We start from the raw sequence: 14,879 nt of genomic DNA, 5'->3' as shown, positions 1-14,879 counted from the left end.
GTGAAACCCCTATTCATTCCATCGATAATTAATAAAAACACTATGTACCCACCGAAGCGGGTCGCCATTCTAACCAAGTTATCCACATCTGTCATGGAAAATTCTGCAGATATTGCTCAAAAAGCCTGCTTATGAAAATAAATTTAAATTCAAATACTGGTGTGGATAAGTTTATCCGCAAACTGTGGATAGAATATAGCACAAAGTTATCCACAAACTATTAATTTCATAAAAACAATCTTATCCACACCATATTTTATTGTTTTATAATTAAAAAAGTGTCATTTCCACAGAAAAAGACCACCCTAATAGTAATAAATTTAAATTTATAAATTTGAATTTATTTATAAGAGACCTGTTTTCTGGGGATAACTGGAGATCCAAAATGAATTTAAATTTAAAAACATGCACAGCAAGTGAATTTAAAGGCTTGTGGATAATTGTGTGGGTAATCTTGTTGGTAACTTATATCACTTTAATAAACAATAATCTAGGTTGTGTATAAGAAAAAAAGTGCAGTTGTTTAAATGTTATCGAGAAAAGAGCAAGCTCAAGCTGCTGTTACAAATAAAAAGGCTTAATTTCACAAGAAAATCGGTTTTCCATTGACAGCTCAAGCAATGAACACTAAACTCGCGAACCTTCATTGAATGATCATTTTTGGAGTTTCGATATGAAACGTACATTCCAACCATCTGAATTAAAGCGTAAGCGCGTTCATGGTTTCCGTGCTCGTATGGCTACTAAAGCTGGTCGCCAAGTATTAGCTCGTCGTCGTGCAAAAGGTCGTCACAGCTTAACTGTTTAATCAATAGTTAACGCTTAAACGATTTTGGGTGTTATGACTACACTTTATGGCTTCAGCACAGAGGTTCGTATTCGCTGTGCTGCCGATTATAAGAGTGTCTTCGATGGTGCGCTTTTTAAAGTGCATCAGCCCCATTTCTTATTTCTAGCAAAACTGACCGAACAACCTCAAAGTCGTTTGGGCATTGTTGTTGCTAAAAAGAAAGTGCGTCGTGCACACGAAAGAAATAGAGTAAAACGTTTGGCTCGCGAAAGTTTTCGCTTGCATCAACAGCAATTAACTTTAGATATTGTGGTTATGCCTAAAATGGGGATAGAAACAGTGCCTAATGCAGAGTTGCACCAGCAATTACAATTTGCTTGGCAAAAATTACAACGTCTTGCCAAAAAGCATCAAAAAATAGCTCCCTCCCTGCAAAAGTAGAGATGGCCAATGGTACGCTTACTGCATTGGTTAATTCGATTTTATCAAATTGCGATTAGTCCTTTACTTGGACCGCGTTGTCGTTATATCCCTACATGTTCTCAATATTCATTGGAAGCAGTCCATACACATGGTGCTGTGCGTGGTGTGTGGTTGGCTACTAAACGTATTTGCCGTTGTCATCCTTGGGGTGGATCGGGGTATGACCCTGTTCCAAACAAAAGGATTCGTTTTATCTCTTTTCAGCAAATAGATTCTCAAAAGCATCTGGTTGCTGTACCCTTTCGTGATTGTTTCTTGAACCAAAATCACTCTAACCACTTGGGGTAATCGATATGCAACAATGGGCCAGGTTTGCCATTCTCGGGGCCATGTTTGTTGTCGCTTATTTGCTCATTTTGGCTTGGCAAAAAGATTATGGACATGCTGAGACTCAGCCACAGCCACAACAGGCTGCAGCAGTTTCACATGAAGTATCTGCAGATTTGCCAAATGCTCAAACGGCTTCAGCAGCGTCTGATATGCCACAAGCAAATATCGCGACTCAGCAACCAGCTACAGAAGCAAAAGCATCTGTAAATCAACAGCTTATTTCAGTACAAACTGACCTTTATCATCTTTGGATTAATCCTAAAGGTGGTGATATTGTTCGTATTGAATTGTTAAACCATGACAAGAGCAAAGACAGTAACGAAGCATTTGTCATGCTTGAAAGTGATGCAAAACGTACTTATGTGGCGCAGTCTGGTTTAATTGGTCTTAATGGTCCAGACAGTAACCGTAGCGGTCGTCCAATGTATGAGATTGAAAAATCTGCTTATACATTGAATGATGCCAAAGCGGTTCAAACTGAAGATGGAAAAAGCATCAAAGTGTTAACCGTACCGATGGTACTAAAAACAGCTGATGGTGTGGAAATCATTAAAACCTTTACCTTTAAGCAAGGTGAATATCCTGTTGTTGTGAACCATAAAGTGGTGAACCGCAGTGGTCAAAACTGGCAGGGTCAAATGTTTGGTCAACTCAAACGTGACAACTCTGATGATCCAGGCAAATCGGATCAAGGTATTTTCACGCTGGGCACTTTCTTAGGTGGTGCTTGGGGTTCGCCTGAAGAACATTATAACAAGCTTAAATTTGCTAACTTCAATGAAGAAAAATTGAATGTTGAGGCGAAAGGCGGCTGGGTTGCTATGGTTCAGCACTACTTTGTGAGTGCTTGGATTCCTGGTGACTTAAAATTGACGCAAGCCAATGGTCAACCTTATGTCGCGAAATTAGAGTCGCGTAAGTCAACGGATGATATGAATATCATTGGTTTTACTTCGCCGACGATTACTGTGCCTGCTGGTACAGTGGCTGAGATTGACGCGACCTTCTATTCAGGTCCTAAAGTTCAATCTGAGTTAAAAGAGCTTGCAACAGGGTTAAACCAAACTGTTGATTATGGTTGGTTATGGCCAATTGCGAAATTATTGTTCTTGGGTCTTGAGTTCTTCCACGGTTTAGTGGGTAACTGGGGCTGGGCAATTATTTTGTTAACGGTCTTGGTGAAATTGATTCTTTGGCCATTGTCGTCTAAGAGCTATCGCTCAATGGCGAAAATGCGTGTCATTGCACCTGAAATGCAGCGTATGAAAGAAGAGTTCGGTGAAGACCGTATGCGCTTCTCTCAAGAAATGATGGCTCTATATAAACGTGAACAAGTCAATCCGCTTGCGGGTTGTTTGCCATTGTTATTACAAATGCCAATTTTCCTTGCGTTGTACTGGGTGTTGATGGAGTCTGTTGAGCTTCGTCATGCGCCATGGTTACTTTGGATTCAAGATTTGTCAGCGATGGATCCGTGGTTTATTTTACCGCTGTTAATGGGCGCAACGATGTTCATTCAGCAGTCTTTAAATCCACAACCGGCTGATCCAATGCAAGCGAAAGTTTTCAAAATCATGCCGATTGTTTTCACAGTCTTTATGTTGTTCTTCCCTGCGGGTCTCGTGTTGTACTGGATTGTCAACAACAGTATCACGATTATTCAGCAGACCTTGATCAACAAATCTGTTGAAAAAGACCGCTTGAATAAGGAAAGCGCGTCGAGTTAATCGAGGCAACTTTTCGCGAAAAGCTGAATAAATCCGCTTAAGATGGTAATCTTAGGCGGATTTTTCATTGTGTGACTTTTAAGATTTTTTAGGTGAATGTTATGTACAACCGAACCACGATTGCTGCCATTGCAACACCACCTGGGCGTGGTGGTGTGGGGGTCATTCGCCTATCTGGTCCCAAGTCATATGAGATTGCACAGGCCTTGACCCAAAAAGACTTACCGAAAGCGCGTTTTGCTGGTTTTCGCCAGTTTTATGATGCGTCTGGCGAAGTGATGGATGAGGGCTTAGCGATTTGTTTCCCGAACCCGAACTCGTTTACTGGTGAAGATGTGGTTGAGTTGCAAGGTCATGGGGGCCCTGTCATTCAAAATGCTTTACTGGGGCGTTTGTTGGAGCTTGGTGCGATTGCAGCAAAAGCCGGTGAGTTTTCCATGCGTGCTTTTGAAAATGGCAAACTGGATTTGGTACAGGCTGAAGCAATCGCCGACTTGATTGATGCGACGTCTCAAGCCGCTGCACGTTCTGCGGTACGTTCATTACAAGGCGCATTTTCAACTAAAGTGAATCGTGTGTTGGAGCAATTGATTCATCTACGTTTGCATGTGGAAGCTGCGATTGATTTTCCTGAAGAAGAAATTGATTTTCTTGCGGACGGGAAAATTTTAAATCTTTTAGATGGTGTTACGTCTGCTGTGAATCAAGTGCAACAATCGGCTCGTCAAGGACAGTTGCTGCGTGAAGGTTTACAAGTGGTGATTGCAGGGAAACCGAATGCGGGTAAGTCATCACTGCTCAATGCATTAGCGGGCATTGAACGCGCCATTGTGACGGATATTGCAGGTACGACGCGAGATGTCTTACATGAAAAAATTACCCTGAATGGTTTACCCATTACCTTAACCGATACTGCGGGTTTACGTGAAACCGGCGATATTGTAGAAAAAGAAGGGATTCGTCGTGCCATTAAAGAAATTGAGCAAGCCGACCTGTTACTTTTAGTCTATGACTTAAGCCAAGGCGAAGACCCACTCAAACTGGCGCAAGAATATTTTGCTGAGCATATTGAACCGAAACGTTTAATGCTGATTGGTAATAAGTGTGATTTGATGGAAACAACATCGCATATCGAAGATTTTAATGGCTTCCGTCATATTATGGTTTCGGCAAAGCAAGAAACTGGCGTTCAAGCACTCATAGAAGCGATTACAGCGCATGCAGGCTTCCAGCCAGAAGAAGATACCTTTATTGCGCGTACACGCCATTTAGACGCAATGAAACGTACTCAGCTTTACCTTGCTGAAGCTCGTGAACAATTGGTGGTGTATAACGCAGGTGAGTTGGTCGCAGAGTCGCTACGTTTGGCGCAAAATGCCCTCGGTGAAATTACAGGGGACTTTAGTGCGGATGATTTGCTTGGGAAAATTTTTGGATCATTCTGTATTGGAAAATAACACTGCTATTGATGAAAAAGCCCTCTGATCAGGGCTTTTGATCTTTAAGCCAGACGTATACTGCCCTTATGCGCAAACCACAGATAAAAACACAATAAAGCGATGACAATGCTAAAGCTAATGACCCCGAAACTTAATCCAAAGTGATCTGCCAGATAACCCACAGCTACAATAGGCACAATCGTACCCAAATAACCAATAAAAAGATAAGTCGACATCACCGCAGCACGATTCTCTAAGCTGGTCATGGCATGAATGAGACCAAAGGAACCAATCAAGGTCAGGCCATGTCCGACACCAACGAGAAAATCACTGATAAAGAAAAATGCACTCAGTTGAAATAGCATACACAGCGCCAAAATGCCTAAGCTTGCAATCAAGGTAATTAAGCCATAGTTGAGGCACTTATATGCAGGAATACTTCTGGCAAAATACTGCACCACGGCAGAGACAATGAGAATGCTGGTAATGGCTGAACCGCTGATAAGGGGGCCGTGCCACGGCAAAATATCCCGCACAAATGACGGGGATAAGGATGCAAATAAACTAAACGCGGCAAAGGCACTAAATGCGGTAAATCCAACGATCAAAAACAACTGATGATATTGCACTTCTGGTCGGAGTAGCTTTGGGGCAATACTAAAGGGCTGTGCGGTAAATGTGGGAGACTCAACCCAAAATAAACCAAAGAAACACAGTACAGCACCAAGAATGACCGGTAGATAAGGGCTGACCAAAGGGTATTCTGAAAATTGAGCTATCAGGCCACCAATCAGCGGGCCTAAGCCAAAACCTACTGCGGTAATAATCGAACTGAGCTGCGGCGCAATCTGTTGATGGCTTTTGGGCACGGTATACATCAGTCCCAGTAAGGCCGAAGTGGTCATCAAACCAGATGCAATACCAATAATAAAGCGGCCCAAAGATAAAATGAGAGCATCAGAAGCATAAGCGGAAATCACCAACCCGATGCTGATAAACACCAAGCCCACTTGTAAGGTGCGTAAATAGCCAATGCTATTACTGGTCCGGCCGAGAAAAAGTAAAGTAGCGAGACAACCAAACATATAAGCCACAAAAATATAGGTGATTTGACTCGGCACCAGATGCCATAAGGCTTGATACAGCGGGTAAAGTGGACTGGCTAAGGCAGTCCCCATCGTTCCCATCATTAAGGCGAGGCTGACCATACAAAATGGACGCCAAGAAGTGGTTGTTGTCATGCAAATGCCATGCGGCTCTCTCAGTCAAAACGAGAATATTTTGATGCCCAAGAGAAAAAGGATAGAGAGCAACAGTGTATCGGTTTGTGGAAAAAATGGTCAACTAAAAACTTGAAAAAGAACGCAATAAAACTTAGCCATAGCGTTTCAGCAGTTTTAAGAACTCAGCCAACTCCTCTTCATTGACCTGTTCAGCTTGTGCTAATACATGATGGCGTAAGTGTGCTTCAACGAGTTCATTCATCAGCCCATTGACCGCGCCTTTAATAGCAGCGACTTGTTGTAAAACATCGATACAACTGGCATTGGGATGTGTGATCGAGAGTTCAACGGCGTTGACCTGCCCTTGTAAGCGTTTCACACGGTTTAAAATTTTTTTATCTTCATGCAAATGACTCAACACATTGCTCCAAAAATAAATATACTAAGGGGGAGTATATTGGTGAATGATTTAAAATGCAAAATACCCCATCACGTCAGCATACGCATCATTTTGATGACGGTAATCCACTGGCACAAAAACGGATTTTAATGGCGACCATTTTAACGGCAGTCATGATGTTATTAGAAGTGATTGGTGGATGGATTTTCCAATCAATGGCTTTGCTGGCAGATGGTTGGCATATGAGTTCGCATATGTTGGCACTGGGTTTGGCTTATTTTGCCTATCGTGCTGCGCGGCATTATGCCCATGATCAGCGCTTTAGTTTCGGCACATGGAAAATTGAAATTCTTGCAGGCTACAGTAGCGCTATTTTGCTGATGGTGGTGGCGGGTTTTATGGCTTTTCACTCGATTCAGCGTCTATTCTCGCCTGTACAAATTCATTATAACGAAGCGATTCCAATTGCGATTTTAGGCTTATTGGTGAATTTAATCTGTGCATGGTTGCTGCACGATGGTCACCATCACCATCACCATCACCATCACCATCACCATCACCATCACCATCACCATCACCATCACGCTCATGCATCAGAAGTACATAGCCATCATCATGATTTAAATCAGAAAGCTGCATTTATGCATGTAGTGGCAGACGCGGTGACTTCCATTTTTGCCATAATCGCGCTGATTTTTGGTAAATATTTGGGCTGGGATTTTCTCGATGCGGCCCTTGGAATCGTGGGATCAATACTGGTAGCCAAATGGGCATTGAGCTTAATGCAAGAAACGGGAAAAACCTTGTTAGATGCTGAAATGGATCATCATGTGGTGGATGAAATTCGCGAAGTGTTGGCAGAACTACCGCAGACGACCTTGACCGATTTACATGTTTGGAAAGTAGGCAAAGGCAAGTTTTCCTGTATTTTAGCTTTAGAAACGACGGTAGACTTAAGTGCGGATCGCGTGCGGGCAATGCTCTCGATTCATGAAGAAATTGTTCATGTCTCGGTGGAAATTAATAGTACAGCCCTCACTGTTCCACGTGAAACTTTGGCCAGTTCATAAGCAAGGCGTGTTGGGTTTCGGTAAAGCCATGGAAAAAATGATTCAATGCTTGAATAATACGCTCTACACTAGCGCCGTGGTTCTCCGATTGAAAGAGCAAAAAGTGATGATAAAAAAACTGGGTTTGGCACTACTCACAAGTGCAATTGCAAGCATGAGTATGGCCAGCGTAGAAAGTGTTCAAGCCAACTTAAAAAAGAATTATCCAAATATTAATGTTCAAAATATTCAAAAAACAGAAATGTCGGGCATTTATAGTGGATCTTTAGATGGCGAAATTGTGTATTTAGGCGAAGCGGCTGAGCATGTGATTGCAGGTTCGATGGTACGCTTAAAAGATCAGAAAAATTTAAGTGCTGCCTTATATGTGCAACAAAACTCGATTGATTGGAACAAGCTGCCGCTAAAAGATGCCATTAAAAGCGTTAAAGGCAACGGCAAACGCCAATTGGCGGTTTTTTCAGACCCAAACTGTCCTTACTGTAAGCAGTTAGAGGCTGAGCTGAATAAACTGAATGATGTGACCATCTATACATTTATTTATGCCATTAAGGCGCAATCGATTGCACCGTCGAAACAAGTATTTTGTGAAGCAGATCCTGCCCTCGCATGGAAAAATTTGATTGCGAAAGGGACTCAACCGACGTCGAAAAAACCGTGCGCCAATCCAATTGAGCGCAACATTGAACTCGGTCGTAGTCTGGGTTTACAAGGGACGCCTGTGGTTATTTTCTCAAATGGCTTTAAAGTGAATGGTGCTGTGCCTTCAACCACCATTGAAAATATGTGGCGTGAACTGGGCTTATAAGAGTTCAAAGATACATAAAAAAAGCACCTGAAACGGTGCTTTTTTTAATGGCTGAGTTTAGGTTTTTTTGGTGACCATGTTGTAAATGAATAGAATAACGATAGCCCCAATAACTGAAGCAATAAACCCTGCGGCAGAGCCTTCACTATAGAGACCAAGTAAACGACCACCATAAGTGGCTACGAGAGAACCTGCAATCCCCAGTAAAGTGGTGACAATAAATCCCGCTTTGTCATCACCAGGATGGACAGCACGTGCGATGAGACCTGCAATAAAACCAATTACGATTGCAACAATAAGTGACCACATGAGCCAGCTCCTTTTTTTATCATGTCTTTGTTTTTACATCATGTGCAAAAATATCATCGGGCATAATGCTGCTGTGCAGTAGAGCGAATCTGCTAAAAACTGTATGTTTTATGTACTTAGCTAACAGTAAAAATAAAAAAAGTGGCCTTCGGCCACTTTTTTGTCGATTGCTCTTAAAGACCAATTTCACCAATAAATGGCAAATGACGGTACTTTTGGTCGTAGTCTAAGCCATAACCCACAATGAATCGATCTTCGACATTAAAGCCTAAAAACTTCACATCGAGTTCAATTTCACGGCGTGAAGGTTTGCTGACTAAGGTACATAGTTCAATTGAGTTGGGAGAGCGTGTTTCTAAAATTTCTAATACTTTGCTCAAGGTGTTGCCTGAGTCGATGATGTCTTCAATGACTAAAACATCTTTACCGCGAATTTCACCGTCTAAATCTTTTAAAATTTTTACATCACGTGAAGATACCGTACCGCCGCCGTAGCTCGAAACCGTCATGAAGTCGAGTTCATGGGGTTTTGAAATGGTACGACATAAGTCTGCCATGAAAATGACTGAACCACGTAATAAACCAATCAGTACGAGTTCCTTATCACTGTTTGCATAATGCGCATCGATTTGTGCACCAAGCTCTTTTACTTTCGCTTGAATCTCTTCAGTAGAAATCATTACGCTCATTTGAACGGTCATGGGTAGATACCTAAAATTAAAAAAATCAAAAATAAAAAAGGCGTTGACCTGCAACACCTCTATATATGCATTAATTTTAATATATCTCTAAACGAGATGCACCCCCTTTTGCCCGCTGAAAATGTAATCATTTCATTGCAGACGGGATGCAGCTTGGCTTAGAGGCGAAAATCAAAGTTGTTTCAAAACTCGATTAGCTGCTTAAATTTTCGCTATTTGCTACTTAGTTTTGCACATAGGCTTTCTGACCAAAAATATAAGTCGCATGAATATTACGGTCATCACCCATGGTCATTAGGGCAAATAACGCATCTTCAATCCCTTTTGCACGTTGCTGACGTAATGCTTGCAGCGCGGTTGCTTTAAGGTCGAGCACCACAAAGTCAGCTTCTTTGCCCAAATTAAAGTTACCGAGTTTATCATCCAAGCTCAGTGCTTTGGCACCGCCAAGCGTAGCGTGGTAGAGCGACTCAAAAGCAGACAGTTTATCACCTTGAAGCTGCTGTACTTTATAGGCTTCATTCAGAGTTTGTAGTTGGTTAAAAGAGGTCCCTGCACCAATGTCTGTACCCAGCCCAACTTTTACCTGCTTTTCCCAAGTCTTATTCAATGGAAATAAACCACTGCCTAAAAATAGGTTGGAGGTCGGACAGAAAGCAATGGCAGAGTCAGTCTGATGCATGCAGTCCCACTCAGCCTCTTCTAAGTGCACGCAGTGGGCAAAGACCGAATGTGAACCGGTTAAACCAAAGTGATGATAAACATCGAGATAACCTTGCTGCTCAGGGAATAAGTCTTTCACCCAAGCGATTTCATTTTTATTTTCACTTAAATGCGTATGCACATACACATCTGGGTATTCAGCTTTGAGCTGCCCTGCTTTAGCCAATTGCTCTGGTGTTGAGGTTGGGGCAAAACGTGGCGTAATCGCATACAGGTTACGGCCCTTGCCATGCCATTTCTCAATCAGTGCTTTAGAGTCTGCATAAGCACTGTCAGGCGTGTCGCACAGACCTTCAGGTGCATGACGGTCCATCATGACTTTACCTGCGATCAGACGCATCTGGTGCTGCCCTGCTGCTTCAAATAAAGCATCGACTGATTCGGTATGCACAGTACAGAAGACTAAGGCTGTGGTGGTGCCATTTTTCAGCAGTTCTTGCACAAAGAATTGGGCAATCTGATCGGCATAAGCTTTATCGGAAAATTGTAATTCAGTTGGGAAGGTATAGGTATTGAGCCATTCGAGTAGCTGTTCACCATAGGCCCCCACCATTTCTGTTTGTGGAAAATGAATGTGGGTGTCGATAAAACCGGGCACAATCAATTGTTCAGGATAGTGCTGAACCTCGACGCCAACAGGAAGGTGCTGTTGTCCCTCCTGCCAAGATCCAAACCATTGGATTTTGCCATTTTGGCTAATCAGTAAACCATCTTCTACGTAACGCACTTGGTCGTGAATTTCACGCGCTTGGGCAACCGTATTCTGAATATCTAGGAAGCGACCGCGAACCGCCGTCGTTGCAACTACAGAAGACATTTTAAACCTGCGTTTTGACTTTTTTTCGATTGATTGTACCGTAAACTGGATTTTTTTCACGGCTATTTACTGAAGTTTTTGTGTGTGTTGTGAACGCAAGATTTTAAATGGAAGACCGGAGTAGTATTTTCTTAAAAATTGAACTGTTTTAAGGCCAAACATGTATCCATGCCATCGATAAGATCATGATTTTTTATGCAATCCATAAGCACAAGCTTTGAGCTTAAATGATTCAATCTATTCGCAAAATTTTGTTGAGAAAGTCTTTATCTTTAAATGCTGAGTCAGTACAGTGTCGGCATTGATAAAATAAGAGACCATGACCGGCATGTATTTTTGGAATACCAAAGCATTAGCACATGAATTATCTAGCAATACCCTCGATAAAAAGCATTATAAAAATTATTACTTAGTCACCGCCTTATTGGTTTCAGTGGTGTATTACTACGGCATGTATTCACCCTATGGTGATGTCCGTGTGATTGGAGTTGAGGGACTTCTGACTTTATTGATTATGTTTATCGGGATTCAAAGTGCTTATAAAGCCAATGGCGGCGATGAGGGTGAGCATTTCTTAGGTCGAATCACGGCATTGTCTTTTCCCATTTTGGTACAAACCACTGTGGCTGGTTTTGTATTTGGTGCAGTGTTATTGGGGCTTTATTTTGCTTTTAATCTAGAAGGTACAGCGTTTGATGATTGGTATGAATGGACTATTTCGCTGTTTACCATCTTCCTGCAAATCTTATTTTTTACGCGTTTGGTGTCTTATATGAAGCGGGTTAAAGCGCATACCATTTAAGCTTGAAAAAAATATTGTCTTCGAATGTATGCTTGTCAGTTTTAGATTTGACAAGCATTTTCTTTTTCAATTTAAACTTTATTTGATACACGGAAGCGTCATCCGCAACCTGCGTAGTGTTTGGAGTAGATTATTTTTGCAACACAAATTTTTTAATTATAGAAAGTGAATAGGTTTTGCGGAGAACAAATGCTGTCCTTACGAAGCTTCGCTTCTCATTTGGCGAAACAAAAGAATAATTGAGCTCCCAGTATCGAACTTAAAAAAGATAAGACTCCGCCGTGAATAACCTAAAAGTGATGGTGCTCCTACTAAAACGCCTGAACAGACCCGCATTAATCTTTGGACATCTATTTTAAATAGGTGATTTAGAGCGCCACTTTATTCCACAAAATAATGCGCAGCAAAATGCGCATCATTGCCAATCACATCAAATACATCTTCACGCAGTGACATCCCCGCACATTCATCTCCGACCATCCAAAGTCCCAAGGTGGGCAGCATGCCTTCATGCAACGGAGTTTTTACCCAGCGCTGCATGACATAGCCATATTTGTCGTAGTCATCGAAGTAAAAACTACCTGAGGCTGCGCCGCAATCGACATTGTTTTGTAGGATATGAATATTTGCGCCTTCGCGCGCTAAGATGGGCTTACGCACCCATTTCCCTGCGTAGTGGGCGTGCGCATCATAAGCATGGGTTTCTAACAACAATGGATGATTCGGAAAGCGTTTCCATAGCTCGATCAATAGGGCTTTATTGGAGAGCAGCATTTTCCAACACGGTTCAATCCATTCGGTTTCAGGTTTGAGAAACTGCGCAAAATTTTCTTCCCAAATCCATTCCCACGGATACAGCTTAAATAAATGCTGAATCTCTTGCTGATGCAAATCGACAAAGGCTGTGCCATTCCAACCGATGTTTTCCATCGACAGTTCGCTGACATTTAAGCCTGCCTGAAAAGCAGTATCCATGAGGTATTCTAAATTGCCCCAATCTTCACGCCCTGCTTCTTGGCAGGCTGCGAAATGGACACGGCTACGCGCAGGATAGAGCTGTTTCCAGCGCTCAATCAGCTTTTCATGAATGCTGTTGAACTGATCACGGTTTGCAATATTTTCGACTTGTTCAATCCAATGCCACTGTGCAACAGACGCTTCGAGTAAACCCGTTGGCGTATCGGCATTGTATTCCAGCATTTTGATGGCTTGACCATCATAGGCAAAATCGAAACGGCCATAGAGCATTGGTGCTTGGTTTTTCCATGAATGCTCAATCAGAGGAATCGCTGCTGGGGGGAGTTGAAAATATTCGGGATAATAACCGCGTTGAATCATATCCCCTGCCACTTCAAGGCACATCTGGTGTAATTCGTTCGAGGCATCTTCAAGTTGTTCAATTTGCTTGAGGCTAAACTCATAAGCCACACCTTCTGACCAATACATTGAACCATCCCGCGACGGCAAGTTGTAGTAGTCAAAACCAATCTCTTGATGTGCTTGTTGCCAGTTTTCACGCTCAGGCAGTAGAACTCGTTTCATGTATTAACCTCCGAACGAGCCTCCGCCACGGCCGAAGCCTCCACGAATGGGTTGGGATTTGACATGGCTAAAAACGTGAGTCGAGATTCTGGGTGAGCCTGTCGAATGTCGTCCGCGTGCTTTCATGACTTGGCCCAAGTAACGGACTTTACGGTTATTTTTATAATATTGTGGGCCGATATAGACCCCAGTAGAGCCACTATAGCTCGATTCGCCATTTTCGTTAGCAGGTTCGCACAGTTCAAAATGCCAGTCTTGATAGCAGTTATATTGGTTATTGTAAACATCCTGTTGTAGGGTTTTAGAGCCGCTACATGCCGTGAGTAAAACCGGCACCACAACAAGAGTTAATTTTTTGGTACGCATGGATGAGCAACCTTCGGGTTCTTTTATTTTTACAGGTAAAACCAAGGGTTTTAAGCCCGCTTATCATAGGGAGCTGTTTGCATAAAGTACAGTACATTTGCACAGAAAATCATAGGATTAAGTCTTGTACAATTTAAGATTTAGCCATCAAAAAAGCCTTCACAGGGGAAGGCTTTTTTAAAACATTAGAGGGTGGTTTGATGATGTTTCTTACTGTATCGAATCGACAAGATCGCAGTAATGGTCAGCACCAACACAATAAAGCCCAGTGAAATCCAAATTGGCATGTGGAACACATCCAGCATGAGCATCTTAAAGCCGATGAATACCAAGATAATACCTAAACCATACGGGAGATAATGCATCTTGGTTGCTGTACCAGACAACAAGAAGAACATCGCACGTAGACCCAAAATTGCCATTAAGTTTGCAGTCAACACAATAAACGGATCAGAAGTCACCGCGAAAATTGCAGGAATGGAATCCACCGCGAAAATTACATCCGACGCTTCAACTAAAATTAACACCAAGAACAGCGGCGTTGCCCACAACATCCCGTTTTGACGGACAAAGAACTTATTGCCATGCATTTGCGGGGTAATCCGCATATGTTTACGCAACCATTTTAAGATCGCCATATCTTCGATATTGGTTTCTTCTTCGTTTTGCCCTTTGAAGAATTTGAAACCCGTATACACCAAGAACGCACCGAAGATATACAGAATCCATGAGAACTCTTGCACGAACCACGCGCCAATAAAAATAAAGATGGTACGTAGAATAATCGCGCCCAATACACCATATAGCAGTAATTGGCGTTGTAGTGCAGGTGGGATGGCAAAAGCAGCAAAGATCATCAGCCAGACAAAGACGTTGTCGACGGCTAAAGATTTTTCAAGTAAATAACCTGCGAAGTACTCCATGACCTTGGTATTGGCCACAGTGACACCTGCAGTTTGTTGTAAATACAACCAGAGACCTGCACCAAAGAGTGATGCGACGGAAACCCATGCAATACTCCATAACGCGGCGGTTTTGATTTTAACTTCTTGGCCTTCTTTTTGTTTAAAGCCTAAAAAGTCGATCAGTAGCATCACGGTAACAATGCCGAAAAAAGCAAGGTATAGCCATAAATTGCCGATAGATTCCATGAAATCCTCCACATCCAGCAATCGGCCACAAAAAAACCTTGACCTGCTGCCAGATGAAATAAAACATCTGTGACAACATGATCAAGGTCTTGCCTACATTTTAGCGTATGTATTTTGTGCGCTAAAATGCTCAGATACCGACTTTTTGCAAAGTGTAATGACGATAATCTGACACGTGAAAGTGATGCATAGCATTGA

16 protein-coding genes are annotated in these 14,879 nt (G+C 42.3%); 8 read left to right on the top strand and 8 right to left on the bottom strand.

The window, feature by feature from the left end; all coding sequences use genetic code 11:
• The first annotated feature begins 673 nt into the window (after window positions 1-673).
• From rpmH to mnmE, 5 genes are all read left to right on the top strand, one after another.
• Window positions 674-808: a 50S ribosomal protein L34 gene (rpmH, locus tag AC4MDD_RS18040; RefSeq protein WP_000831329.1), complete on the top strand. Its 135-nt coding sequence runs from the start codon at window positions 674-676 to the stop codon at window positions 806-808.
• Window positions 809-841: 33 nt separating this feature from the next.
• Window positions 842-1,231, top strand: coding sequence for a ribonuclease P protein component (gene rnpA / locus AC4MDD_RS18035; protein WP_039890852.1), 390 nt, complete (start codon window positions 842-844; stop codon window positions 1,229-1,231).
• Window positions 1,232-1,240: 9 nt separating this feature from the next.
• Window positions 1,241-1,561 carry a membrane protein insertion efficiency factor YidD gene (yidD, locus tag AC4MDD_RS18030; protein ID WP_004977726.1) on the top strand — a complete coding sequence of 107 codons (321 nt, stop codon included), beginning with the start codon at window positions 1,241-1,243 and terminating at the stop codon, window positions 1,559-1,561.
• Between the two features lie 5 nt (window positions 1,562-1,566).
• Window positions 1,567-3,330 carry a membrane protein insertase YidC gene (gene yidC, locus AC4MDD_RS18025; protein ID WP_004697434.1) on the top strand — a complete coding sequence of 588 codons (1,764 nt, stop codon included), beginning with the start codon at window positions 1,567-1,569 and terminating at the stop codon, window positions 3,328-3,330.
• Window positions 3,331-3,431: 101 nt separating this feature from the next.
• A complete protein-coding gene (mnmE, locus tag AC4MDD_RS18020) occupies window positions 3,432-4,787 on the top strand; it encodes a tRNA uridine-5-carboxymethylaminomethyl(34) synthesis GTPase MnmE (protein ID WP_078390111.1) in 1,356 nt (451 codons plus the stop codon).
• 44 nt (window positions 4,788-4,831) lie between these two features.
• On the opposite strand, the gene AC4MDD_RS18015 is transcribed toward mnmE, so the two are convergent.
• Complete coding sequence (locus AC4MDD_RS18015; RefSeq protein WP_114837423.1) at window positions 4,832-6,010, bottom strand: MFS transporter; 1,179 nt, start codon at window positions 6,008-6,010, stop codon at window positions 4,832-4,834.
• Between the two features lie 133 nt (window positions 6,011-6,143).
• On the bottom strand, window positions 6,144-6,410 hold the full coding sequence (locus tag AC4MDD_RS18010; protein WP_114837427.1) for a metal/formaldehyde-sensitive transcriptional repressor: 267 nt from the start codon (window positions 6,408-6,410) through the stop codon (window positions 6,144-6,146).
• Between the two features lie 56 nt (window positions 6,411-6,466).
• Between AC4MDD_RS18010 and dmeF the strand changes: the two genes are divergently transcribed.
• Entirely contained in the window at window positions 6,467-7,462 is a 996-nt protein-coding gene (dmeF, locus tag AC4MDD_RS18005; RefSeq protein ID WP_491882145.1) for a CDF family Co(II)/Ni(II) efflux transporter DmeF, read from the top strand.
• A gap of 106 nt (window positions 7,463-7,568) precedes the next feature.
• Window positions 7,569-8,270, top strand: a complete 702-nt coding sequence (locus tag AC4MDD_RS18000; protein WP_078390117.1) for a DsbC family protein — start codon at window positions 7,569-7,571, stop codon at window positions 8,268-8,270.
• A 57-nt stretch (window positions 8,271-8,327) separates the two neighbouring features.
• Here AC4MDD_RS18000 and AC4MDD_RS17995 read toward each other — a convergent pair whose 3' ends face one another.
• From AC4MDD_RS17995 to guaD, 3 genes are all read right to left on the bottom strand, one after another.
• A complete protein-coding gene (locus AC4MDD_RS17995; RefSeq protein WP_058952479.1) occupies window positions 8,328-8,579 on the bottom strand; it encodes a GlsB/YeaQ/YmgE family stress response membrane protein in 252 nt (83 codons plus the stop codon).
• A gap of 173 nt (window positions 8,580-8,752) precedes the next feature.
• Complete coding sequence (gene hpt / locus AC4MDD_RS17990; protein WP_004697480.1) at window positions 8,753-9,280, bottom strand: hypoxanthine phosphoribosyltransferase; 528 nt, start codon at window positions 9,278-9,280, stop codon at window positions 8,753-8,755.
• Window positions 9,281-9,503: 223 nt separating this feature from the next.
• A complete protein-coding gene (gene guaD / locus AC4MDD_RS17985; RefSeq protein WP_491882144.1) occupies window positions 9,504-10,820 on the bottom strand; it encodes a guanine deaminase in 1,317 nt (438 codons plus the stop codon).
• A 328-nt stretch (window positions 10,821-11,148) separates the two neighbouring features.
• Between guaD and AC4MDD_RS17980 the strand changes: the two genes are divergently transcribed.
• Window positions 11,149-11,622 (top strand): hypothetical protein, encoded by a 474-nt coding sequence (locus AC4MDD_RS17980; RefSeq protein WP_004977740.1) that lies wholly within the window; start codon window positions 11,149-11,151, stop codon window positions 11,620-11,622.
• Window positions 11,623-12,003: 381 nt separating this feature from the next.
• Here the strand turns inward: AC4MDD_RS17980 and AC4MDD_RS17975 are convergent, their stop codons facing one another.
• From AC4MDD_RS17975 to AC4MDD_RS17965, 3 genes are all read right to left on the bottom strand, one after another.
• The gene (locus AC4MDD_RS17975; protein WP_491882143.1) at window positions 12,004-13,164 is read right to left on the bottom strand and encodes a glutathionylspermidine synthase family protein; all 1,161 of its coding nucleotides are present in this window, start codon (window positions 13,162-13,164) and stop codon (window positions 12,004-12,006) included.
• Between the two features lie 3 nt (window positions 13,165-13,167).
• Window positions 13,168-13,530 carry a hypothetical protein gene (locus AC4MDD_RS17970; RefSeq protein WP_491882142.1) on the bottom strand — a complete coding sequence of 121 codons (363 nt, stop codon included), beginning with the start codon at window positions 13,528-13,530 and terminating at the stop codon, window positions 13,168-13,170.
• Window positions 13,531-13,715: 185 nt separating this feature from the next.
• Window positions 13,716-14,681, bottom strand: coding sequence for a TerC family protein (locus AC4MDD_RS17965; RefSeq protein WP_183174405.1), 966 nt, complete (start codon window positions 14,679-14,681; stop codon window positions 13,716-13,718).
• Window positions 14,682-14,879: the final 198 nt, after the last annotated feature.

This window comes from Acinetobacter sp. CAU_H_29a_1 (assembly GCF_058599505.1).
Note: the sequence above shows the minus strand (reverse complement) of the source record. Positions and strands in the feature narration are given on the sequence as shown.

Coding starts and splice junctions, on each gene's coding strand:
- rpmH (WP_000831329.1), top strand. CDS start 674: ATGAAACGTACATTCCAACCATCTGAATTAAAGCGTAAGCGCGTTCAT.
- rnpA (WP_039890852.1), top strand. CDS start 842: ATGACTACACTTTATGGCTTCAGCACAGAGGTTCGTATTCGCTGTGCT.
- yidD (WP_004977726.1), top strand. CDS start 1,241: ATGGTACGCTTACTGCATTGGTTAATTCGATTTTATCAAATTGCGATT.
- yidC (WP_004697434.1), top strand. CDS start 1,567: ATGCAACAATGGGCCAGGTTTGCCATTCTCGGGGCCATGTTTGTTGTC.
- mnmE (WP_078390111.1), top strand. CDS start 3,432: ATGTACAACCGAACCACGATTGCTGCCATTGCAACACCACCTGGGCGT.
- AC4MDD_RS18015 (WP_114837423.1), bottom strand. CDS start 6,010: ATGACAACAACCACTTCTTGGCGTCCATTTTGTATGGTCAGCCTCGCC.
- dmeF (WP_491882145.1), top strand. CDS start 6,467: ATGCAAAATACCCCATCACGTCAGCATACGCATCATTTTGATGACGGT.
- AC4MDD_RS18000 (WP_078390117.1), top strand. CDS start 7,569: ATGATAAAAAAACTGGGTTTGGCACTACTCACAAGTGCAATTGCAAGC.
- AC4MDD_RS17995 (WP_058952479.1), bottom strand. CDS start 8,579: ATGTGGTCACTTATTGTTGCAATCGTAATTGGTTTTATTGCAGGTCTC.
- hpt (WP_004697480.1), bottom strand. CDS start 9,280: ATGACCGTTCAAATGAGCGTAATGATTTCTACTGAAGAGATTCAAGCG.
- guaD (WP_491882144.1), bottom strand. CDS start 10,820: ATGTCTTCTGTAGTTGCAACGACGGCGGTTCGCGGTCGCTTCCTAGAT.
- AC4MDD_RS17980 (WP_004977740.1), top strand. CDS start 11,149: ATGTATTTTTGGAATACCAAAGCATTAGCACATGAATTATCTAGCAAT.
- AC4MDD_RS17975 (WP_491882143.1), bottom strand. CDS start 13,164: ATGAAACGAGTTCTACTGCCTGAGCGTGAAAACTGGCAACAAGCACAT.
- AC4MDD_RS17970 (WP_491882142.1), bottom strand. CDS start 13,530: ATGCGTACCAAAAAATTAACTCTTGTTGTGGTGCCGGTTTTACTCACG.
- AC4MDD_RS17965 (WP_183174405.1), bottom strand. CDS start 14,681: ATGGAATCTATCGGCAATTTATGGCTATACCTTGCTTTTTTCGGCATT.